Genomic DNA, 23,627 nt, shown 5'->3' with positions numbered 1-23,627 from the left:
TTCTGTGGTTGTAATGCTAACAAAACCTCATTTACAGACTGAAAACGATCAATTGGTAAATCTTGCAACATCTTATCTAAAACAAATTCGGCTCTTGCGTCACTTTTATGGTAAAAACTAAGATCACTAAAATTTAATGCTGATAAATTTAAATCATAAAAGCTGAAAACTCTATCTCTGTAAAGGTTTGCAAACTTTTAGATACAAGTGAATTAGCATAAGAGTATAATCATAATTATCAAATACAAAAGTTTTAGGGATAGTTATGAAATTTAGCGTAGATCAAATTCTCAATCTGCCAGAGATGAAAGTGTTAGATTTTCAAGAAATCGAAGGGGAAGAAATAATTATAACAATAGAGAAAGCTGTCAACTATTCTAATTGCCCGAACTGTGCAAAAACTACCTATAGTATACATCAAAATCATTGGCGGATGATTCATGATTTATTTTGGAGTGAAAAACCAGTATTGTTAAAAATAAATCGCCGTCAATTTAAATGTAAGAAGTGTAAAAAGGTCTTTAGTGAAAATCTAAATTTTGTAGATAAAAGTAAAGGATATACTAAAAGATTAGCCATAGATATAGTGAAACAAGTATTAGATAGTAATATTCATAGTGTTGCCAAAAGAAATGACTTGAGCGACGAAGAAGTTGAATCAATGTTAAAAGCACAAGCATCACAAATATTAAATATTAATTTAAGTGAGGTAAAAAGGTTAGGCATAGATGAAATTGCTTTAGTGAAAGGTCAAGGAAATTATTTAGCAGTATTAGTAGATTTAGATACTCGTAAACCAATTGAGTTAGTGAAGTCAAGAAGAATAGAAGAAATACGTGAAGTTATTGTGAAATGGGGATCTCAGGTACTGGAACAAATAGTTGAAGTGAGTATGGATCTGTGGTCTCCTTATAAAAGTTTAGTAGAAGAATTAATGCCAAATGCAAATATAACTGCTGATAGATTTCATGTAATGAAACAAGTAAATGATGAGTTAGATGCTATGCGTAAATCTGAAAAGAGAGCCGCTATGTCTTTAGATAATAAATCAGAGAAAGATCGAATATTAGCAGGATTAAATAAAAGCAAATATAGCTTAATAAAAAATGAAGATTCCTTGAATGAACAACAAAAAGAAAGATTAGATAATGTTCAAGAAGTTTCCCCTATTCTGGCAAAAATGCACGCCCTCAAAGAAGAGTTTCGAGACATATTTGAATCTACTAAGCCTTGGGGTGAAAACATAATAAATTTATTAGATTGGATGCATGATGGAATGAAGTATTTTCCCAAAAGTATAGGAACAATAATTAGATGGTTTGGTGAAGTCGTAGGTTATTTTGACGATAGAACTACCAGTGGTACTGTAGAAGGAATTAATAATAAACTCAAATTAATCAAAAGACTTGGATATGGATTTCGTAACTTTAGTAATTTTAGATTACGTAGTTTATTAAACTGGCACTTTAGTATTAATTCTCCATAAAAGTGACGCAAGAGCCACAAATTCTAACTCTTGACTCACATAAATCTTTTGTTTCCATATCCACTGCATTCTCATGGAATCAAAAAGTGCATCAGATCCATCATTGTTTTGTAAACATCCAGTTAATAAGCGAATGCAAGTAACAGCTAAACTATAAATATCGCTATTATGATAAACCATTCCACGCAATTGTTCTGGTGGTGCATATCCCTGCGTTCCTGTAATCGTCCCCACTCTAGTCAGAACACTTCCCCCAACTTCCTTAGAAACTCCAAAATCAATTAGGAATAAAGCACCAGTTTGAGAACTTCTAATAATATTTTCTGGTTTAATATCTCTATGAATAACTTTATTATCATGAACAAATTGTAAAATAGGTAATAATTCAATTAATATCTGTTTAACTTCTGATTCGCTGAATTTTCCTTTTTGTTGTAATTCATCTAACAGATTTTTACCTTCGATAAATTCCTGAACTAAATATAATCTTCCTTCTTGGGGAAAGAATGCGAGTAAATCTGGAATATGTGAATGTTTTCCTAAATCTCGCAGTCGAAAAGCTTCTTGTTTAAATAACTCCGTCGCTTTTTCTAAAGCCGCACTTCCCGACTGTTGGGGTAAAAATTGCTTAATCACACAGGGAGTATCTAATCTTTGTTCGTCCACTGCTAAAAAGGTTCTTCCAAAGCCACCTTCTCCAATAACCCGCACACCACGATACCGTTCTTGCAATACCAGTTTACTCCCACAACGTTGACAGAATATCGTCTTCGGTGGATTTTGCTGTAGACAGTCGGGGTTAAGACACTGACTCATAGATACAGGTGAGTAATTACATTGATAATTATAATCACATTTTGACTATCCTTATCCATCCGATTTTTGATGAGGGATACAGTTATTCGTAGGTTGGGTTGAGGTAACGAAACCCAACATTACCAATGATTTCGTTGGGTTTCGTTCCATAAAAGATAAATATGAGCGATATGGATTATATTTTGCTGAACCAATTGGTTATATACTAAAAGCAGATGATACTCGAATACCCCTGCATTACGGTGAAATAAAAATTAAAAAAACTACAGGCAAATATCATGTCATACATCGCACAAAACCCCGTACAAGCTACTAAAATCTCTCAAACATCAGAACAAGAAACTGAATGGGAGTTTGCAGAAATCTGGGTAGATACTTTGATATCTCCTCCTTATATTCTGATGTTAGTCAAAGAACAATCAGGAAAATTCTGTATCCATAACCCTGCACAAAACTATAAAATCATCTTTAGCAGTGATAATTATGAAGCCGCTAAAATGTGGCTACTAGAAGATGAATATGAGCGATTGAATAATCGTATTTTACAACAAGATGCTGATGATGAAGATTAAAAATATTATAGCCCCCTCCTCGCAAGCGAGGAGGGGGTTGGGGGTGGGGTTCTTACCTCCCTTTTTAGAAAATGTCTAATCAACCTTAAACCTAGTCAATAATTCCTCACGGGAAAGATTAGATAAATTAAGTAACAACTGCGTTCTTTCCGTTAAAGAAAGTTCCATCATCGGAATCACAATAGCAGATAACTCCTCATCTAAATTACCAAAACGCACCGCTAACAAACTCTCTACCATCAAACGTTGTCCGTCTTTTTGTCCTTCCTGTCTTCCTTCTTCTATTCCCTCTTGTTTCCATTCTTCACACTGTTTAAGATATGCCGGTGATAAACTCATAATTAACTCCCTTACCTCTTCATCATTAACATCACTATTCAATTCTAAATTTTTCCGCCAAGATGCAAATATTTCTACTAATTTATCCCATTTATCATTCTCTTTTGACAGTTCAACTACTTCGCTGATAGCTTGATTTTGAGTTCTACCTTTTCCTAATACTCTCAACCATAGTGTATCCTCTGTCATGGGTAACTGATTGATAGCCACAATAGCCGCTTTCTGGTATTTTGGCAGAAAATAAACTCCTTTTTCCCATCCCTCCTTTGCTTTCGCTCCAAACCCTTCCAGGATTTTTTCTGAACAAGTTGGTGTTAAAATCCATAGAAAGGGTAATTCTTCTTCAGAGATAGAACGTTTTTCTCTTTTTGCTTGTCGTAATAATTCACCGTGAACACTATACAATTTTAACAAACAACTCCTAATTTCGATCTCATTAGGTGCATTACGGTAAGGTTCAAAAAGACAGCTTGTAACCGCCATTTTTCCTAATAATCCTAATTCAGAATTTGCAGATGTTGTAGTCGGAACAAACCAAACATCTATTTCCTGAACTTCGCTTTTTACATCTTTACTGGTTTTGACCTCTCCTAAAGGTGCTAATAATTCTTCTAGATATTCTTTGGCTAGTTGGTCGTGGGGTTGTCTTGTCATAAATCAGTATTTTCTTATATTCAGTATATAAAGCTCTTTTTTTGGGTTGTGTTAGGCAACATCATAACTAAACGCATTTTTAAGGTCTTGTGCCTTAATTCAACCTATGTAATTTAATAACTTTGAGATTAACCGACAAGTATTACCAGCAGAACCGGAAAGGCGATCGCGAAGCACTCCGTAGGAATCGCAACTCTGCTAGAAGTAATCAAAAGTATGGAAGAATTAAAATAAGGAGTCAAGAAGTAGGGGCGCAGGGTCTGCGCCCTAATTTATATTGCATCAACAGTGATAACCGCTGTATACTAGATTCTTCCCAATTAGAATAATTTCTTGATAGCGATATGCACTTGAATGAGATACAAAATCTACAGTAAAAGTTATATGCTAAGAGACTTCTGACTCCTGATTCCTGACTCCTGGTATATCAATATGTTACCTCATATCCAAACCTTAATCTCATTAATCGAAACCTTACCCTTAAATATCCAAAAACAAGTAGTAGAACATCTACAAGAATATATTCAACAATTTACCAAAAATTTAGATCCTCAACAAAAAATCATCCCAACAGATGATTGTTCCTCACAACTTTCTCCAGAAGAATTGGAAATGTTGAATAATTGCACAGAAATTCCTGTCTGGTCTCCCTTTGATTCATCGCAGTGAATATAATTTCTGAATGCTAAAACCCAGAGAATTTATCAGTAGAATTAATCCAAAATCTAAAATCTAAAATCTAAAATCGGATGACCCTTGACTTTTCTAATACCGCCCTTTCCGTAACTGGATTAACCGACTACCTAAAATTACTCTTAGAACAAGATAAAATTCTCAGACAAGTATGGGTAACTGGGGAAGTTTCCAGCGCCAATCATCACCAAAGTGGGTTATTTTTTACACTAAAAGATACGGGTAGTACAGCCTCTATTAAGTGCGTATCTTGGAAAAGTCAAGTAGCAAAATTGGCACAAATGCCTGTGGCTGGCGAACAGTTAATTATTTTAGGCAGTATTCGCATTTATCCACAACGGGGAGAGTATCAATTAACAGTATGGCAAGCCTTACCCGCGGGTGTAGGTTTACAGGCGTTACGCTATCAACAACTAAAAAATCGCTTACAGGCTGAGGGACTATTTGATACAGAAAGAAAGAAATATATTCCCCCACATCCACAAATTATCGCCGTTATTACGTCCCCAACAGCAGCCGCTTGGGGTGATATTCAAAAAACCCTCAAACATAGATATCCCGGCTTACACATCTTATTTTCTCCCGCGACAGTGCAAGGGGAACAAGCACCAGCATCCATAGTTAAAGCCATTGAAAGAGTCAAAAAAGATGGTCGTGCAGAAGTATTAATTTTATCGAGAGGTGGTGGTGCTGTTGAAGAACTAGCTTGTTTTAATGATGAAAGAGTCGTTATGGCTGTTGCTAATTGTCCAATACCAGTAATGACAGGAATTGGACACCAAAGGGATGAATCCTTAACAGATTTAGTTGCTGATTCATGCGTACATACACCAACAGCCGCAGCGGAAACAGTTGTCCCGTCACTGTCTGATTTACAAATTCAACACCAACAGCGAATTATCGGCTTGTGTACAGCCGTCAATTCATCATTAGCAGCTAGGGAAAAGCAACTTCAAGGATTAAAACATCGGTTGCGTCAATTGCGGTTAGATAGACAAGTAGAACAGGAAAGAGACAAGTTATCTTGGAAACAGCGGCAATTATTACAAGTAACAACGGGAAAATTACAACAAGCCAATCAACACTTAGAAATGTTACGCCAAAAATTGGCTAGTATTGACCCTCAATCTGTATTACAGCGTGGTTACGCAGTAGTGATAACAGAAAATGGTGTAATTCCTCATTCTGTATCAGAATTAACTATAGGAGAAAATTTAGTGATTCAGTTGGCACAAGGTAAGGTAACAGTTAAAGTTATAGAAGTTACTGAAAGTTAAATTCTGGAAAAGTATATTTTCAGACTTCAGACTTTATGCCCAGGATGCTCTACTCTATGATGTAAGCTATGTCCTATCATGATTCTGCCTTACTACAAAAAATTTCCGTCGAGATTTGTCAATCAATTATTGCCATTCAACAACAGCAACCAGAATTACTGATTGCAAAATATCGGACTATTAACTGGCAAATATCTACAAATAAATCGGCTCTAAGTGCAAAATTTAGAGCTATACTCAGCCAAACTCAAAGCTGGGACGAATTATTACAAAAACTGCAATCATCACTTAAAGCAGTGCTTGTTCCCGCAGCTTTTGATTCACAAATAATATCAGATTTAATATCTGTTATTGAGCAGTTAAATTCCGAAAATATTGATGTAAATGCTAACCATTTACTTCAACGACAATCTGTAAATATAACTATTTTGCTTTTAGATGCAGAAAACTTACAACTGAACACGAATACAGAAAAGTTTTTAACTACAATTTGTAATTCTCCTGTACAAGTTAAAATTGCTTTTGCTAATTGGTCAAATCGCGGAAAATTGGATGTAGAATTACATGAACGTGGCTATGATTTAATTCATGTTCCTGCTGGTAGAGATAATGCTGATGGTAAAATGATTGCGGTGGGTTCTTCTATTCATGAGCGCTATCCTAATGTTAAGGAAGTGTTTGTTTGTTCCTCAGATAAGGTAATGACCAACTTATGTAATACGTTACAGCAAAATGGGATATTAGTTTATCAAGTTAGTCAACATGGAGAAAATATTAAGGTATTTAATAGTGCAACCAATGAAACTGTTAATTATTCTCTGAAACCTGCGCCAGAAATACCTTCTATAGAGCAGTTTATTTTTCAAATCAAGGGTTTGATTAAATTACAACAAAAGCAAACTGCTAGTTATTGGGTGAAACTTTCGATTCTGTCTAAATTATTTAAAAGCAAACATCAATTAACTATTAGTCAAATTATTGCTCATCATTTTCCTGGTAAAAAAGCCAAAGATGTATTTATTAACTATCCATCTGAGATTGTCATTCATCAAATTGATGAGAAATCTGAATTATATGTCACAATCTTTGAACATCAACAAATCCAATCAGAAGATAGTCAAGCTAATGTAAAAGCTACAATATCAAGCGGATTACCTGCTATTAATTCTGCCGCAGATTTAGAACAGGCGATTAAAAATATTTTGACAGCTTTAAGTAAATTAGATAATCAGCAATTTGTAGATATTAGTATTTTGGGTAGTAAGTTTTATCAGCAATATGGTCAACCGATTACGGAACAAATAAAACAATTGCAGATTGGTGGTAGTTTTGTGAAGTTTTTACATTCTTGTAATTCTTTGCAAATTCAGCAGCTAGGTAAAAGATGGGAGGTGGGTGTGAAAAAATCTGAACTATGATTTGTCTGATTTATTTGATTGGGATGATGAAACATAGAATACCGAGATAGGTTAGAGAACTCCACAAAAAAGATGAACTGCTTGCAGCAGCGCCTCGCTATCCAATCTTGTGGGATGGGCATCTTGCCCGTCCTTGTATTATTAGCGGGCTTTTCCACCCGCACCACAAGAAATTTTGGGATACTTTTTTAATTGGAGAACTCTTAATAATTCTTTTTTCCTTATTCCCTCTTTCTGACTCCTTCTTCTGGTTAAACCCAGAATACCGAGATAGACTGTACTATAAATATAGTCTGTAAAGAAATGTAAATATGATGATGTTACAAGATAAAGTTATTGTCATTGTCGGTGCTACTGGTGGTATTGGTGCTACTTTAACTCGTAAGTTGTCCTCCACTGGTGCGCGGTTGGTACTTGCGGCTAGAGACAGGGAAAGTTTAGCTGCATTAGCAAATGGATTATCAGCAGATGTGCTGACAGTTCCCACCGATATTACTCAACCTCAACAGGTGGAAGCGTTAATCCAAGCAACAATATCCCAGTTTGGACAAATTGATGTCCTGGTAAATGCAGCCGGAGCGGGGATTCTCAAAGCCTACAACAACATTGAATCAGCAGATTTAGAAGCAATGCTGGATCTAAATTTAAAAGGCTGTTTTTACACGACTCAAGCAGCAGCGAAGGAGATGCAAAAACGGAAATCTGGTCATATTTGTAATGTTGTCGGTATTCTTGGTAAACATTCAATGCCTATGGCTGCGGCTTATTCTGCATCTAAGTTCGGTGTGGTGGGTTTTAGTAAATGTATAGCGGAAGAACTGAAACGTTTTGGGGTGAAAATGACACTTTTTTACTTTGGAGGGATAGATTCTCCTTTTTGGGATAAGGTAAATTTAAAAGTAGATCGGAGTAAGATGCTGAGTTGTGAGACTGCGGCAAGTGCTATTTTTTATGCTTTATCGGCTGAACCACAGGCTATACCTATGGAAATTAATATTCAACCTGAGAGTCATTTATTTTTTTAGTATGTGATAGATCAAGGTGATAGTAAATACTGGATTTAAAAGAAATTATGCTGCAAATTGATCACGTTCACTTTTATGTCGAAGATGCCCAAAGGTGGCGAGATTGGTTTGTATATTGTCTTGGTTTTCAAGCAGTGAATGATGGTATTTTTCCCAGGTTTTTTCATCATCCAAAATCCTTACATACTTGTACAGAAGTGGTGAAAAGTGGATCTGTCTACTTTTTGCTTTCTTCTGCAATTTTACCGACTAGTCCGGTGGCTGAGTTTTTACGTGAACATCCTCCTGGTGTGGCTGATATAGCTTTTGTAGTTGATGACGTGGAAGATGTGATAGCAAGGGCTATAAGCAATGGTGCAAGGATTCTCCAACCTGTTCAAGATGGTGGATTTTGTCAGTATGCTAAAATTGCTGCTTGGGGTGGTTTAAATCATACGTTAATTAGTAGGAAAAAGGCAAAAATAGTAGAGGTTGACAATATTTCCCGTCATTTCATTACTGCTATTGATCATTTAGTTTTAAATGTGGGTGTGGGTGAGTTGGCAATTGCTGTTAATTGGTATGAAAAAATATTTGATTTTCAACCTCAACAAAGTTTTAATATTAAAACTGATCGTTCCGGTTTGCATAGTCAGGTAATGATTTCTCCTAATGGCAATATTCAATTACCAATTAATGAACCGGCTTCACCTAGTTCGCAAATTCAGGAGTTTTTGGAGGTGAACAGAGGTGCAGGTATTCAACATATTGCTTTATTAATACCTGATCTTGTTGATGCAATTTCTCGGTTTCGGGCTGCTGGTTTATCTTTTCTGTCTGTTCCTCAAAATTACTATTTCCAACTCCAACAACGATATAAATTTTCTCTGTCAACTGAAGAATTGCAAGCCATATCTGACCAAGAAATTCTGGTAGACTGGCATGAAGATTCTCAACCAGGGCAGTTATTATTGCAAATTTTTAGTCAACCAATTTTTTTTAAACCAACTTTTTTCTTTGAGTTTATTGAACGTCGTTCTCTTGCCCAAGGTTTTGGGGAAGGTAACTTTCTGGCTTTATTTCAAGCCATTGAACGCGAGCAAATTAACCGCGGTTTTGTCAGCGGTTAATAGACTGGTAATTGGGGAATATGTAGACAAATTTTCCAGATGTCAAACAATTTTGCTTTACAAGAATACCCGGTAAGCGTAAAGCTCAGTCACTTCAGTGCTGAGATATAAGCGACACGGGCGGTTTTAACCGCCTTCAGTCATGTACTATCAAAGAACTACAAAAAAGTGCGCTGAAAAAATCATAATATATCACCTTCTGGGTGACTTAGGGACTTCCAATTAAAAAAATACCCAAAAATTTCTTGTGGTGCGGGACGAAAAGCCCGCTAATCATCAAGGACGGGCAGGATGCCCATCCCACAAAATTGGGTAATTTGTTTTTTTTGTGTTCCCTAAGGAATGTGGATTTATTAACTTACAATTCTTGATAACGACCGTCTAACCTAATGTTAAATTACATCCATCAAGATTTGCACTTTATTTAATCCTCATTCCTAAGAACCCTACCTAGAAGATATTGTTGTTGTAATTATCCAGGTGTGTGTGAATAGTGATGCCAGCGTCTATAGGATAGAGAACGTCGGTGTTCGATTTATAGAGGTTCGGTAAATTCGATGCACTGGAAATACCAGATTTCCAGTAGGAAGATGTAGTTAGAATCCTTGGAGTCCGTGAATTGGAGGTTTCGTTACCTGTTAATCCTTGCAGATAGCCATCACCTTTGCCATCCCTATTTTGATCTGGCGTTAAGGCTTGCAGCCAGTGAATTCCCTCGTTGATATAGTCACGAGCATCTTGATCGTTAGAATTAGGGGTATCAATCGAATTACCAGCGAGGTAATTCAGCCAGCTAGTCACTAAATCCCGTCCGAGTATGTAACGCGCATCTCGGTTGTTGGGGTGCATTGAGGAATCAACAATCTGAAGTGCCTGTGCGCGGGTGTAGAAGAGGGTATCTTCTCCTCGGTCAGTTTTGCCATTGCGATTGTAGTCTCCTATGAGCAGTCCCACTCCGTATCTACGGGTAACCGGATCTAAGGCTTTTCCGGGACGGGCAGAGTTGGTATAGGGTGAGAGTAAGAGGTCGCTATCTGGGAAATTCGGCCTTGTTTTTTGGGAGGGTTCGTTACCTTGGATGCCGTCCCAGAATTTCTGCCATTTGGTGTTTTGCCAAAAATAAGCATTGCGGACACCGGGTGCGGACATGATTGTGTCAATATCGGTGGCAGTGTTGTTTTCGAGGTTGGTGTCGGTGAAGTCAGAAGGGGCGGTAACCGTCGCGGTATTGGTTAAGGTTCTATGATAGTCGGAAACTTTGTGGCTGGCAGGTCCACCAACTACTGTTCCCGTCACTTTGTAGGTGATGCTACTACCCGCTGGCAGGGTTACGTAATCCTCGATATTGTCAGTTCCTCTGGCTTCATTGTCTGTGGCTCCCTTAGCTGCCTTGCTTGTCCACTTCACGTCTGTCAGGTTGCTGGGGAATAAATCCTCTACCAGCGCGTGAGTAGCGGTATCAGGACCATAATTGCTAACTACAATGGTATAAGTTACCAATTGTCCGGGTACTACTTTGGTCAGGTAATCGGTCTTGTCAATGGTCAGGTCTGCGGAACGACCAACTAGTGTGGCTTCAATGTCAGTGTTGTTAGTCGTATCTGGGTCTGGATCTTGACCTGTTACCACTACCTTATTGTTCAAGGTTGTCCCAGCAACCACATCAGGTGCTACATAAACCTTGACATCGAAGGTGCGATTGCCGCCCGCAACGATATCGGTATCGCTGGAGAAGAGTACGCTTCCCGTAAGGACACCGTTGCCACCATTGGTTGAGTCGGTGTCGGTATCGTTGCCAACAACAGTTTTGATGTCCCCGTTATTAGCAAAGACGAAGGTCAGCCCCGTCGGCAAGGTATCCGTAATTGTCCAACCAGAGGAGTCAGATGTGCCCAGGTTGGTGACGGTGAAGGTGTAGTCAAAGGCTTGACCAGCAATGGCTGTGATGCCCGCATCATCTTTGATAATCTTCAGGTCAGCCGAACGGTCAACGGGGGTTTCCTCGTTATCGGTGTTATTGCCCGGAACGGGGTCTGGGTCTTGACCTAGTACGGTCGCATCATTGGATAGGACAGCATCACCAGACAGGTTCGCCGCCGCCGTCACGTTGATGGTCAGCGCCTTGGAAGACCCTGCCGCCAAATCGTTGTTGGTGGTGATGGTCAGCGCCCGCGTGGCAGCGTTGTAGGTGACATCAATACCAGCACCTAAAGCGTTAGCTCCAGTCAAACCAGTGTAGCTCAAACCAACTGGTAAGGTATCCGTAATTGTCCAACCAGAGGAGTCAGATGTGCCCAGGTTGGTGACGGTGAAGGTGTAGTTAAAGGCTTGACCAGCAATGGCTGTGATGCCCGCATCATCCTTGATAATCTTCAGGTCAGCCGAACGGTCAACGGGGGTTTCCTCGTTATCGGTGTTATTGCCCGGAACGGGGTCTGGGTCTTGACCTAGTACGGTCGCATCATTGGATAGGACAGCATCACCAGACAGGTTCGCCGCCGCCGTCACGTTGATGGTCAGCGCCTTGGAAGACCCTGCCGCCAAATCGTTGTTGGTGGTGATGGTCAGCGCCCGCGTGGCAGCGTTGTAGGTGACATCAATACCAGCACCTAAAGCGTTAGCTCCAGTCAAACCAGTGTAGCTCAAACCAACTGGTAAGGTATCCGTAATTGTCCAACCAGAGGAGTCAGATGTGCCCAGGTTGGTGACGGTGAAGGTGTAGTTAAAGGCTTGACCAGCAATGGCTGTGATGCCCGCATCATCCTTGATAATCTTCAGGTCAGCCGAACGGTCAACGGGGGTTTCCTCGTTATCGGTGTTATTGCCCGGAACGGGGTCTGGGTCTTGACCTAGTACGGTCGCATCATTGGATAGGACAGCATCACCAGACAGGTTCGCCGCCGCCGTCACGTTGATGGTCAGAGGTACGGAACCATTGACCGCCAAATCGTTGTTGGTGGTGATGGTCAGCGCCCGCGTGGCAGCGTTGTAGGTGACATCAATACCAGCACCTAAAGCGTTAGCTCCAGTCAAACCAGTGTAGCTCAAACCAACTGGTAAGGTATCCGTAATTGTCCAACCAGAGGAGTCAGATGTGCCCAGGTTGGTGACGGTGAAGGTGTAGTTAAAGGCTTGACCAGCAATGGCTGTGATGCCCGCATCATCCTTGATAATCTTCAGGTCAGCCGAACGGTCAACGGGGGTTTCCTCGTTATCGGTGTTATTGCCCGGAACGGGGTCTGGGTCTTGACCTAGTACGGTCGCATCATTGGATAGGACAGCATCACCAGACAGGTTCGCCGCCGCCGTCACGTTGATGGTCAGAGGTACGGAACCATTGACCGCCAAATCGTTGTTGGTGGTGATGGTCAGCGCCCGCGTGGCAGCGTTGTAGGTGACATCAATACCAGCACCTAAAGCGTTAGCTCCAGTCAAACCAGTGTAGCTCAAACCAACTGGTAAGGTATCCGTAATTGTCCAACCAGAGGAGTCAGATGTGCCCAGGTTGGTGACGGTGAAGGTGTAGTTAAAGGCTTGACCAGCAATGGCTGTGATGCCCGCATCATCCTTGATAATCTTCAGGTCAGCCGAACGGTCAACGGGGGTTTCCTCGTTATCGGTGTTATTGCCCGGAACGGGGTCTGGGTCTTGACCTAGTACGGTCGCATCATTGGATAGGACAGCATCACCAGACAGGTTCGCCGCCGCCGTCACGTTGATGGTCAGAGGTACGGAACCATTGACCGCCAAATCGTTGTTGGTGGTGATGGTCAGCGCCCGCGTGGCAGCGTTGTAGGTGACATCAATACCAGCACCTAAAGCGTTAGCTCCAGTCAAACCAGTGTAGCTCAAACCAACTGGTAAGGTATCCGTAATTGTCCAACCAGAGGAGTCAGATGTGCCCAGGTTGGTGACGGTGAAGGTGTAGTTAAAGGCTTGACCAGCAATGGCTGTGATGCCCGCATCATCCTTGATAATCTTCAGGTCAGCCGAACGGTCAACGGGGGTTTCCTCGTTATCGGTGTTATTGCCCGGAACGGGGTCTGGGTCTTGACCTAGTACGGTCGCATCATTGGATAGGACAGCATCACCAGACAGGTTCGCCGCCGCCGTCACGTTGATGGTCAGAGGTACGGAACCATTGACCGCCAAATCGTTGTTGGTGGTGATGGTCAGCGCCCGCGTGGCAGCGTTGTAGGTGACATCAATACCAGCACCTAAAGCGTTAGCTCCAGTCAAACCAGTGTAGCTCAAACCAACTGGTAAGGTATCCGTAATTGTCCAACCAGAGGAGTCAGATGTGCCCAGGTTGGTGACGGTGAAGGTGTAGTTAAAGGCTTGACCAGCAATGGCTGTGATGCCCGCATCATCCTTGATAATCTTCAGGTCAGCCGAACGGTCAACGGGGGTTTCCTCGTTATCGGTGTTATTGCCCGGAACGGGGTCTGGGTCTTGACCTAGTACGGTCGCATCATTGGATAGGACAGCATCACCAGACAGGTTCGCCGCCGCCGTCACGTTGATGGTCAGCGCCTTGGAAGACCCTGCCGCCAAATCGTTGTTGGTGGTGATGGTCAGCGCCCGCGTGGCAGCGTTGTAGGTGACATCAATACCAGCACCTAAAGCGTTAGCTCCAGTCAAACCAGTGTAGCTCAAACCAACTGGTAAGGTATCCGTAATTGTCCAACCAGAGGAGTCAGATGTGCCCAGGTTGGTGACGGTGAAGGTGTAGTTAAAGGCTTGACCAGCAATGGCTGTGATGCCCGCATCATCCTTGATAATCTTCAGGTCAGCCGAACGGTCAACGGGGGTTTCCTCGTTATCGGTGTTATTGCCCGGAACGGGGTCTGGGTCTTGACCTAGTACGGTCGCATCATTGGATAGGACAGCATCACCAGACAGGTTCGCCGCCGCCGTCACGTTGATGGTCAGAGGTACGGAACCATTGACCGCCAAATCGTTGTTGGTGGTGATGGTCAGCGCCCGCGTGGCAGCGTTGTAGGTGACATCAATACCAGCACCTAAAGCGTTAGCTCCAGTCAAACCAGTGTAGCTCAAACCAACTGGTAAGGTATCCGTAATTGTCCAACCAGAGGAGTCAGATGTGCCCAGGTTGGTGACGGTGAAGGTGTAGTTAAAGGCTTGACCAGCAATGGCTGTGATGCCCGCATCATCCTTGATAATCTTCAGGTCAGCCGAACGGTCAACGGGGGTTTCCTCGTTATCGGTGTTATTGCCCGGAACGGGGTCTGGGTCTTGACCTAGTACGGTCGCATCATTGGATAGGACAGCATCACCAGACAGGTTCGCCGCCGCCGTCACGTTGATGGTCAGCGCCTTGGAAGACCCTGCCGCCAAATCGTTGTTGGTGGTGATGGTCAGCGCCCGCGTGGCAGCGTTGTAGGTGACATCAATACCAGCACCTAAAGCGTTAGCTCCAGTCAAACCAGTGTAGCTCAAACCAACTGGTAAGGTATCCGTAATTGTCCAACCAGAGGAGTCAGATGTGCCCAGGTTGGTGACGGTGAAGGTGTAGTTAAAGGCTTGACCAGCAATGGCTGTGATGCCCGCATCATCCTTGATAATCTTCAGGTCAGCCGAACGGTCAACGGGGGTTTCCTCGTTATCGGTGTTATTGCCCGGAACGGGGTCTGGGTCTTGACCTAGTACGGTCGCATCATTGGATAGGACAGCATCACCAGACAGGTTCGCCGCCGCCGTCACGTTGATGGTCAGAGGTACGGAACCATTGACCGCCAAATCGTTGTTGGTGGTGATGGTCAGCGCCCGCGTGGCAGCGTTGTAGGTGACATCAATACCAGCACCTAAAGCGTTAGCTCCAGTCAAACCAGTGTAGCTCAAACCAACTGGTAAGGTATCCGTAATTGTCCAACCAGAGGAGTCAGATGTGCCCAGGTTGGTGACGGTGAAGGTGTAGTTAAAGGCTTGACCAGCAATGGCTGTGATGCCCGCATCATCCTTGATAATCTTCAGGTCAGCCGAACGGTCAACGGGGGTTTCCTCGTTATCGGTGTTATTGCCCGGAACGGGGTCTGGGTCTTGACCTAGTACGGTCGCATCATTGGATAGGACAGCATCACCAGACAGGTTCGCCGCCGCCGTCACGTTGATGGTCAGAGGTACGGAACCATTGACCGCCAAATCGTTGTTGGTGGTGATGGTCAGCACCCGCGTGGCAGCGTTGTAGGTGACATCAATACCAGCACCTAAAGCGTTAGCTCCAGTCAAACCAGTGTAGCTCAAACCAACTGGTAAGGTATCCGTAATTGTCCAACCAGAGGAGTCAGATGTGCCCAGGTTGGTGACGGTGAAGGTGTAGTTAAAGGCTTGACCAGCAATGGCTGTGATGCCCGCATCATCCTTGATAATCTTCAGGTCAGCCGAACGGTCAACGGGGGTTTCCTCGTTATCGGTGTTATTGCCCGGAACGGGGTCTGGGTCTTGACCTAGTACGGTCGCATCATTGGATAGGACAGCATCACCAGACAGGTTCGCCGCCGCCGTCACGTTGATGGTCAGAGGTACGGAACCATTGACCGCCAAATCGTTGTTGGTGGTGATGGTCAGCGCCCGCGTGGCAGCGTTGTAGGTGACATCAATACCAGCACCTAAAGCGTTAGCTCCAGTCAAACCAGTGTAGCTCAAACCAACTGGTAAGGTATCCGTAATTGTCCAACCAGAGGAGTCAGATGTGCCCAGGTTGGTGACGGTGAAGGTGTAGTTAAAGGCTTGACCAGCAATGGCTATGATGCCCGCATCATCCTTGATAATCTTCAGGTCAGCCGAACGGTCAACGGGGGTTTCCTCGTTATCGGTGTTATTGCCCGGAACGGGGTCTGGGTCTTGACCTAGTACGGTCGCATCATTGGATAGGACAGCATCACCAGACAGGTTCGCCGCCGCCGTCACGTTGATGGTCAGCGCCTTGGAAGACCCTGCCGCCAAATCGTTGTTGGTGGTGATGGTCAGCGCCCGCGTGGCAGCGTTGTAGGTGACATCAATACCAGCACCTAAAGCGTTAGCTCCAGTCAAACCAGTGTAGCTCAAACCAACTGGTAAGGTATCCGTAATTGTCCAACCAGAGGAGTCAGATGTGCCCAGGTTGGTGACGGTGAAGGTGTAGTTAAAGGCTTGACCAGCAATGGCTGTGATGCCCGCATCATCCTTGATAATCTTCAGGTCAGCCGAACGGTCAACGGGGGTTTCCTCGTTATCGGTGTTATTGCCCGGAACGGGGTCTGGGTCTTGACCTAGTACGGTCGCATCATTGGATAGGACAGCATCACCAGACAGGTTCGCCGCCGCCGTCACGTTGATGGTCAGCGCCTTGGAAGACCCTGCCGCCAAATCGTTGTTGGTGGTGATGGTCAGCGCCCGCGTGGCAGCGTTGTAGGTGACATCAATACCAGCACCTAAAGCGTTAGCTCCAGTCAAACCAGTGTAGCTCAAACCAACTGGTAAGGTATCCGTAATTGTCCAACCAGAGGAGTCAGATGTGCCCAGGTTGGTGACGGTGAAGGTGTAGTTAAAGGCTTGACCAGCAATGGCTGTGATGCCCGCATCATCCTTGATAATCTTCAGGTCAGCCGAACGGTCAACGGGGGTTTCCTCGTTATCGGTGTTATTGCCCGGAACGGGGTCTGGGTCTTGACCTAGTACGGTCGCATCATTGGATAGGACAGCATCACCAGACAGGTTCGCCGCCGCCGTCACGTTGATGGTCAGAGGTACGGAACCATTGACCGCCAAATCGTTGTTGGTGGTGATGGTCAGCGCCCGCGTGGCAGCGTTGTAGGTGACATCAATACCAGCACCTAAAGCGTTAGCTCCAGTCAAACCAGTGTAGCTCAAACCAACTGGTAAGGTATCCGTAATTGTCCAACCAGAGGAGTCAGATGTGCCCAGGTTGGTGACGGTGAAGGTGTAGTTAAAGGCTTGACCAGCAATGGCTGTGATGCCCGCATCATCCTTGATAATCTTCAGGTCAGCCGAACGGTCAACGGGGGTTTCCTCGTTATCGGTGTTATTGCCCGGAACGGGGTCTGGGTCTTGACCTAGTACGGTCGCATCATTGGATAGGACAGCATCACCAGACAGGTTCGCCGCCGCCGTCACGTTGATGGTCAGCGCCTTGGAAGACCCTGCCGCCAAATCGTTGTTGGTGGTGATGGTCAGCGCCCGCGTGGCAGCGTTGTAGGTGACATCAATACCAGCACCTAAAGCGTTAGCTCCAGTCAAACCAGTGTAGCTCAAACCAACTGGTAAGGTATCCGTAATTGTCCAACCAGAGGAGTCAGATGTGCCCAGGTTGGTGACGGTGAAGGTGTAGTTAAAGGCTTGACCAGCAATGGCTGTGATGCCCGCATCATCCTTGATAATCTTCAGGTCAGCCGAACGGTCAACGGGGGTTTCCTCGTTATCGGTGTTATTGCCCGGAACGGGGTCTGGGTCTTGACCTAGTACGGTCGCATCATTGGATAGGACAGCATCACCAGACAGGTTCGCCGCCGCCGTCACGTTGATGGTCAGAGGTACGGAACCATTGACCGCCAAATCGTTGTTGGTGGTGATGGTCAGCGCCCGCGTGGCAGCGTTGTAGGTGACATCAATACCAGCACCTAAAGCGTTAGCTCCAGTCAAACCAGTGTAGCTCAAACCAACTGGTAAGGTATCCGTAATTGTCCAACCAGAGGAGTCAGATGTGCCCAGGTTGGTGACGGTGAAGGTGTAGTTAAAGGCTTGACCAGCAATGGCTGTGATGCCCGCATCATCCTTGATAATCTTCAGGTCAGCCGAACGGTCAACGGGGGTTTCCTCGTTATCGGTGTTATTGCCCGGAACGGGGTCTGGGTCTTGACCTAGTACGGTCGCATCATTGGATAGGACAGCATCACCAGACAGGTTCGCCGCCGCCGTCACGTTGATGGTCAGAGGTACGGAACCATTGACCGCCAAATCGTTGTTGGTGGTGATGGTCAGCGCCCGCGTGGCAGCGTTGTAGGTGACATCAATACCAGCACCTAAAGCGTTAGCTCCAGTCAAACCAGTGTAGCTCAAACCAACTGGTAAGGTATCCGTAATTGTCCAACCAGAGGAGTCAGATGTGCCCAGGTTGGTGACGGTGAAGGTGTAGTTAAAGGCTTGACCAGCAATGGCTGTGATGCCCGCATCATCCTTGATAATCTTCAGGTCAGCCGAACGGTCAACGGGGGTTTCCTCGTTATCGGTGTTATTGCCCGGAACGGGGTCTGGGTCTTGACCTAGTACGGTCGCATCATTGGATAGGACAGCATCACCAGACAGGTTCGCCGCCGCCGTCACGTTGATGGTCAGCGCCTTGGAAGACCCTGCCGCCAAATCGTTGTTGGTGGTGATGGTCAGCGCCCGCGTGGCAGCGTTGTAGGTGACATCAATACCAGCACCTAAAGCGTTAGCTCCAGTCAAACCAGTGTAGCTCAAACCAACTGGTAAGGTATCCGTAATTGTCCAACCAGAGGAGTCAGATGTGCCCAGGTTGGTGACGGTGAAGGTGTAGTTAAAGGCTTGACCAGCAATGGCTGTGATGCCCGCATCATCCTTGATAATCTTCAGGTCAGCCGAACGGTCAACGGGGGTTTCCTCGTTATCGGTGTTATTGCCCGGAACGGGGTCTGGGTCTTGACCTAGTACGGTCGCATCATTGGATAGGACAGCATCACCAGACAGGTTCGCCGCCGCCGTCACGTTGATGGTCAGAGGTACGGAACCATTGACCGCCAAATCGTTGTTGGTGGTGATGGTCAGCGCCCGCGTGGCAGCGTTGTAGGTGACATCAATACCAGCACCTAAAGCGTTAGCTCCAGTCAAACCAGTGTAGCTCAAACCAACTGGTAAGGTATCCGTAATTGTCCAACCAGAGGAGTCAGATGTGCCCAGGTTGGTGACGGTGAAGGTGTAGTTAAAGGCTTGACCAGCAATGGCTGTGATGCCCGCATCATCCTTGATAATCTTCAGGTCAGCCGAACGGTCAACGGGGGTTTCCTCGTTATCGGTGTTATTGCCCGGAACGGGGTCTGGGTCTTGACCTAGTACGGTCGCATCATTGGATAGGACAGCATCACCAGACAGGTTCGCCGCCGCCGTCACGTTGATGGTCAGCGCCTTGGAAGACCCTGCCGCCAAATCGTTGTTGGTGGTGATGGTCAGCGCCCGCGTGGCAGCGTTGTAGGTGACATCAATACCAGCACCTAAAGCGTTAGCTCCAGTCAAACCAGTGTAGCTCAAACCAACTGGTAAGGTATCCGTAATTGTCCAACCAGAGGAGTCAGATGTGCCCAGGTTGGTGACGGTGAAGGTGTAGTTAAAGGCTTGACCAGCAATGGCTGTGATGCCCGCATCATCCTTGATAATCTTCAGGTCAGCCGAACGGTCAACGGGGGTTTCCTCGTTATCGGTGTTATTGCCCGGAACGGGGTCTGGGTCTTGACCTAGTACGGTCGCATCATTGGATAGGACAGCATCACCAGACAGGTTCGCCGCCGCCGTCACGTTGATGGTCAGAGGTACGGAACCATTGACCGCCAAATCGTTGTTGGTGGTGATGGTCAGCGCCCGCGTGGCAGCGTTGTAGGTGACATCAATACCAGCACCTAAAGCGTTAGCTCCAGTCAAACCAGTGTAGCTCAAACCAACTGGTAAGGTATCCGTAATTGTCCAACCAGAGGAGTCAGATGTGCCCAGGTTGGTGACGGTGAAGGTGTAGTTAAAGGCTTGACCAGCAATGGCTGTGATGCCCGCATCATCCTTGATAATCTTCAGGTCAGCCGAACGGTCAACGGGGGTTTCCTCGTTATCGGTGTTATTGCCCGGAACGGGGTCTGGGTCTTGACCTAGTACGGTCGCATCATTGGATAGGACAGCATCACCAGACAGGTTCGCCGCCGCCGTCACGTTGATGGTCAGAGGTACGGAACCATTGACCGCCAAATCGTTGTTGGTGGTGATGGTCAGCACCCGCGTGGCAGCGTTGTAGGTGACATCAATACCAGCACCTAAAGCGTTAGCTCCAGTCAAACCAGTGTAGCTCAAACCAACTGGTAAGGTATCCGTAATTGTCCAACCAGAGGAGTCAGATGTGCCCAGGTTGGTGACGGTGAAGGTGTAGTTAAAGGCTTGACCAGCAATGGCTGTGATGCCCGCATCATCCTTGATAATCTTCAGGTCAGCCGAACGGTCAACGGGGGTTTCCTCGTTATCGGTGTTATTGCCCGGAACGGGGTCTGGGTCTTGACCTAGTACGGTCGCATCATTGGATAGGACAGCATCACCAGACAGGTTCGCCGCCGCCGTCACGTTGATGGTCAGAGGTACGGAACCATTGACCGCCAAATCGTTGTTGGTGGTGATGGTCAGCGCCCGCGTGGCAGCGTTGTAGGTGACATCAATACCAGCACCTAAAGCGTTAGCTCCAGTCAAACCAGTGTAGCTCAAACCAACTGGTAAGGTATCCGTAATTGTCCAACCAGAGGAGTCAGATGTGCCCAGGTTGGTGACGGTGAAGGTGTAGTTAAAGGCTTGACCAGCAATGGCTATGATGCCCGCATCATCCTTGATAATCTTCAGGTCAGCCGAACGGTCAACGGGGGTTTCCTCGTTATCGGTGTTATTGCCCGGAACGGGGTCTGGGTCTTGACCTAGTACGGTCGCATCATTGGATAGGACAGCATCACCAGACAGGTTCGCCGCCGCCGTCACGTTGATGGTCAGCGCCTTGGAAGACCCTGCCGCCAAATCGTTGTTGGTGGTGATGGTCAGCGCCCGCGTGGCAGCGTTGTAGGTGACATCAATACCAGCACCTAAAGCGTTAGCTCCAGTCAAACCAGTGTAGCTCAAACCAACTGGTAAGGTATCCGTAATTGTCCAACCAGAGGAGTCAGATGTGCCCAGGTTGGTGACGGTGAAGGTGTAGTTAAAGGCTTGACCAGCAATGGCTGTGATGCCCGCATCATCCTTGATAATCTTCAGGTCAGCCGAACGGTCAACGGGGGTTTCCTCGTTATCGGTGTTATTGCCCGGAACGGGGTCTGGGTCTTGACCTAGTACGGTCGCATCATTGGATAGGACAGCATCACCAGACAGGTTCGCCGCCGCCGTCACGTTGATGGTCAGCGCCTTGGAAGACCCTGCCGCCAAATCGTTGTTGGTGGTGATGGTCAGCGCCCGCGTGGCAGCGTTGTAGGTGACATCAATACCAGCACCTAAAGCGTTAGCTCCAGTCAAACCAGTGTAGCTCAAACCAACTGGTAAGGTATCCGTAATTGTCCAACCAGAGGAGTCAGATGTGCCCAGGTTGGTGACGGTGAAGGTGTAGTTAAAGGCTTGACCAGCAATGGCTGTGATGCCCGCATCATCCTTGATAATCTTCAGGTCAGCCGAACGGTCAACGGGGGTTTCCTCGTTATCGGTGTTATTGCCCGGAACGGGGTCTGGGTCTTGACCTAGTACGGTCGCATCATTGGATAGGACAGCATCACCAGACAGGTTCGCCGCCGCCGTCACGTTGATGGTCAGAGGTACGGAACCATTGACCGCCAAATCGTTGTTGGTGGTGATGGTCAGCGCCCGCGTGGCAGCGTTGTAGGTGACATCAATACCAGCACCTAAAGCGTTAGCTCCAGTCAAACCAGTGTAGCTCAAACCAACTGGTAAGGTATCCGTAATTGTCCAACCAGAGGAGTCAGATGTGCCCAGGTTGGTGACGGTGAAGGTGTAGTTAAAGGCTTGACCAGCAATGGCTGTGATGCCCGCATCATCCTTGATAATCTTCAGGTCAGCGTTCTGCTGCCGATTGCCGAAATTGAAAGTCGTAATAATGGGCGTTGTTTCGTTGATGGTTGCGGTGTAATACCCAAGACCGTTATCTGGCGATGTTGGGGTCGTAGGGGTCGTAGCAGTCCATCCAAGCTGGAGTACCTCCCGAACGAAGTATGTTCCACGTATTACTGAAGTACCTGTAGCACCCGAGAACATATAGTTGCCGGAGGCATCTGTAGTTCTGGTTCCAACTAAAGTATCAGCAGTAGTACCACTACTGGCAGTAACTGGTTCAAAGATACCGTCGCCGTCGTCCTTATACAGCTGGATTTCCCACCCAGGTAGTTTAGACTCCGTGCCGTTTAAAGTTGTACTGCCATCTGCATCGTTCCACTTGTAACCAGAGATAGATCCCTGCGTGACAGCCCCTGGAGCAAGTTGAACATTGCCTCCCCCTCCAATCGCAGGACCTATTGGCCCATTCTCTACGCTCGACTGGAGAGACAAACCTGTAAACCCGTCTGCTCCCTGTGTTCCAGGAGCCACTTCACCCGGCAACGCAAGACGAAGCCCATAATAGATTGTGGCATCGCTGTTAGTCGCAGTAAAGGTGACTAATGCCCGCTTCTCCACATCTGAACTGCTAATTGTTCCGCTATCAATAAACACATTGCCAACGCTTGTCACATCGGCATCATTCATTGAATTGTTATTGAAGTCAGAAGTGTAGAAAAATCCACTCGTGCCAGTCCCGGTCATTGGTGTGGTATCAACTAGAGGACCACCACTGCTTGCGGGGAATAGCAATGTCGGTTGAACTGACTGGTTATAAGTGCCGATAGCAACATACCCGCCAGCATTGGAAGTAGCTTGATAAGCATTAAAGCTAATCTTGAAGGTGTAGGTAGTACCTACCGTCAAACCCTTAAAGTAGACTGCATGGGGTACATAGTCACCTTCTAAATAGAGGCCTTGCCCTTGATTAATTCCTCCATTTGCCCATTCGACTCCGGCTGAGACTATATTCTCCCAACCACGATAATCTGTTTGGAGTGCATCCATAAACATCGTCGTCGCTGCCTGACCATCCGGACCCGTCGCCGTCAAATTCAAGGTCGCATTCAACGCATCGGGAGTACCGCTACCAGTGCCATTGTTATCCGTCGGCACGCGCCAGGCTACCAACACCTGTCCATCGGGTATGCCATCCGAGTCACCAGATCCCCCATCTGTAACAGAAAAGGGCTTATAAACATCTGCCTCTCCATCATCTCCTGGATCGTTGGGGTCATCTTCGATCGCAAATGTAATCGTTGAGCCTACAGCGAAGCCCCTCGCCGTAATCACAACGATATCACCAGGGCTGTAATTGGATTTATCCGTGCTGACTGTCCGGTTATTTGTCATGACTATTTGCTCTGAGTA

At 45.8% G+C, this 23,627-nt stretch carries 11 protein-coding genes; 8 read left to right on the top strand and 3 right to left on the bottom strand.

Going from position 1 to position 23,627, the window contains the following annotated elements:
• Positions 1-265: 265 nt before the first annotated feature.
• Complete coding sequence (locus tag NG743_RS05700) at positions 266-1,486, top strand: ISL3 family transposase (RefSeq protein ID WP_027400610.1); 1,221 nt, start codon at positions 266-268, stop codon at positions 1,484-1,486.
• Here NG743_RS05700 and NG743_RS05695 read toward each other — a convergent pair.
• Complete coding sequence (locus NG743_RS05695) at positions 1,454-2,302, bottom strand: serine/threonine-protein kinase (protein ID WP_257121666.1); 849 nt, start codon at positions 2,300-2,302, stop codon at positions 1,454-1,456. The genes NG743_RS05700 and NG743_RS05695 overlap by 33 nt on opposite strands.
• A gap of 76 nt (positions 2,303-2,378) precedes the next feature.
• On the opposite strand from NG743_RS05695, the gene NG743_RS26820 reads away from it, so the two are divergent.
• Together NG743_RS26820 and NG743_RS05690 are read left to right on the top strand one after the other, a co-directional pair.
• Positions 2,379-2,618, top strand: coding sequence for a DUF6972 family protein (locus NG743_RS26820; RefSeq protein ID WP_371316529.1), 240 nt, complete (start codon positions 2,379-2,381; stop codon positions 2,616-2,618).
• Positions 2,581-2,874, top strand: coding sequence for a hypothetical protein (locus NG743_RS05690; protein WP_027404483.1), 294 nt, complete (start codon positions 2,581-2,583; stop codon positions 2,872-2,874). Before NG743_RS26820 ends, NG743_RS05690 begins: the two co-directional genes overlap by 38 nt.
• Before the next feature lie 75 nt (positions 2,875-2,949).
• Here the strand turns inward: NG743_RS05690 and NG743_RS05685 are convergent, their stop codons facing one another.
• Entirely contained in the window at positions 2,950-3,867 is a 918-nt protein-coding gene (locus NG743_RS05685; protein WP_027404484.1) for an RpnC/YadD family protein, read from the bottom strand.
• 432 nt (positions 3,868-4,299) lie between these two features.
• On the opposite strand from NG743_RS05685, the gene NG743_RS05680 reads away from it, so the two are divergent.
• From NG743_RS05680 to hppD, 5 genes are all read left to right on the top strand, one after another.
• Positions 4,300-4,536: a hypothetical protein gene (locus NG743_RS05680; protein ID WP_027404485.1), complete on the top strand. Its 237-nt coding sequence runs from the start codon at positions 4,300-4,302 to the stop codon at positions 4,534-4,536.
• Between the two features lie 80 nt (positions 4,537-4,616).
• Positions 4,617-5,837 (top strand): exodeoxyribonuclease VII large subunit, encoded by a 1,221-nt coding sequence (xseA, locus tag NG743_RS05675; protein WP_257121665.1) that lies wholly within the window; start codon positions 4,617-4,619, stop codon positions 5,835-5,837.
• 68 nt (positions 5,838-5,905) lie between these two features.
• On the top strand, positions 5,906-7,255 hold the full coding sequence (locus NG743_RS05670; RefSeq protein WP_257121664.1) for an NYN domain-containing protein: 1,350 nt from the start codon (positions 5,906-5,908) through the stop codon (positions 7,253-7,255).
• A 314-nt stretch (positions 7,256-7,569) separates the two neighbouring features.
• Positions 7,570-8,280: an SDR family oxidoreductase gene (locus NG743_RS05665; RefSeq protein ID WP_257122123.1), complete on the top strand. Its 711-nt coding sequence runs from the start codon at positions 7,570-7,572 to the stop codon at positions 8,278-8,280.
• Positions 8,281-8,327: 47 nt separating this feature from the next.
• Positions 8,328-9,389, top strand: coding sequence for a 4-hydroxyphenylpyruvate dioxygenase (gene hppD, locus NG743_RS05660; RefSeq protein ID WP_257121663.1), 1,062 nt, complete (start codon positions 8,328-8,330; stop codon positions 9,387-9,389).
• Positions 9,390-9,839: 450 nt separating this feature from the next.
• Here the strand turns inward: hppD and NG743_RS05655 are convergent, their stop codons facing one another.
• Positions 9,840-23,609 carry a DUF11 domain-containing protein gene (locus NG743_RS05655; RefSeq protein WP_257121662.1) on the bottom strand — a complete coding sequence of 4,590 codons (13,770 nt, stop codon included), beginning with the start codon at positions 23,607-23,609 and terminating at the stop codon, positions 9,840-9,842.
• Positions 23,610-23,627: the final 18 nt, after the last annotated feature.

The organism is Dolichospermum heterosporum TAC447, assembly GCF_024584745.1.
Lineage (GTDB): Bacteria > Cyanobacteriota > Cyanobacteriia > Cyanobacteriales > Nostocaceae > Dolichospermum > Dolichospermum heterosporum.
This window is presented reverse-complemented; position numbering and strand designations above follow the sequence as displayed.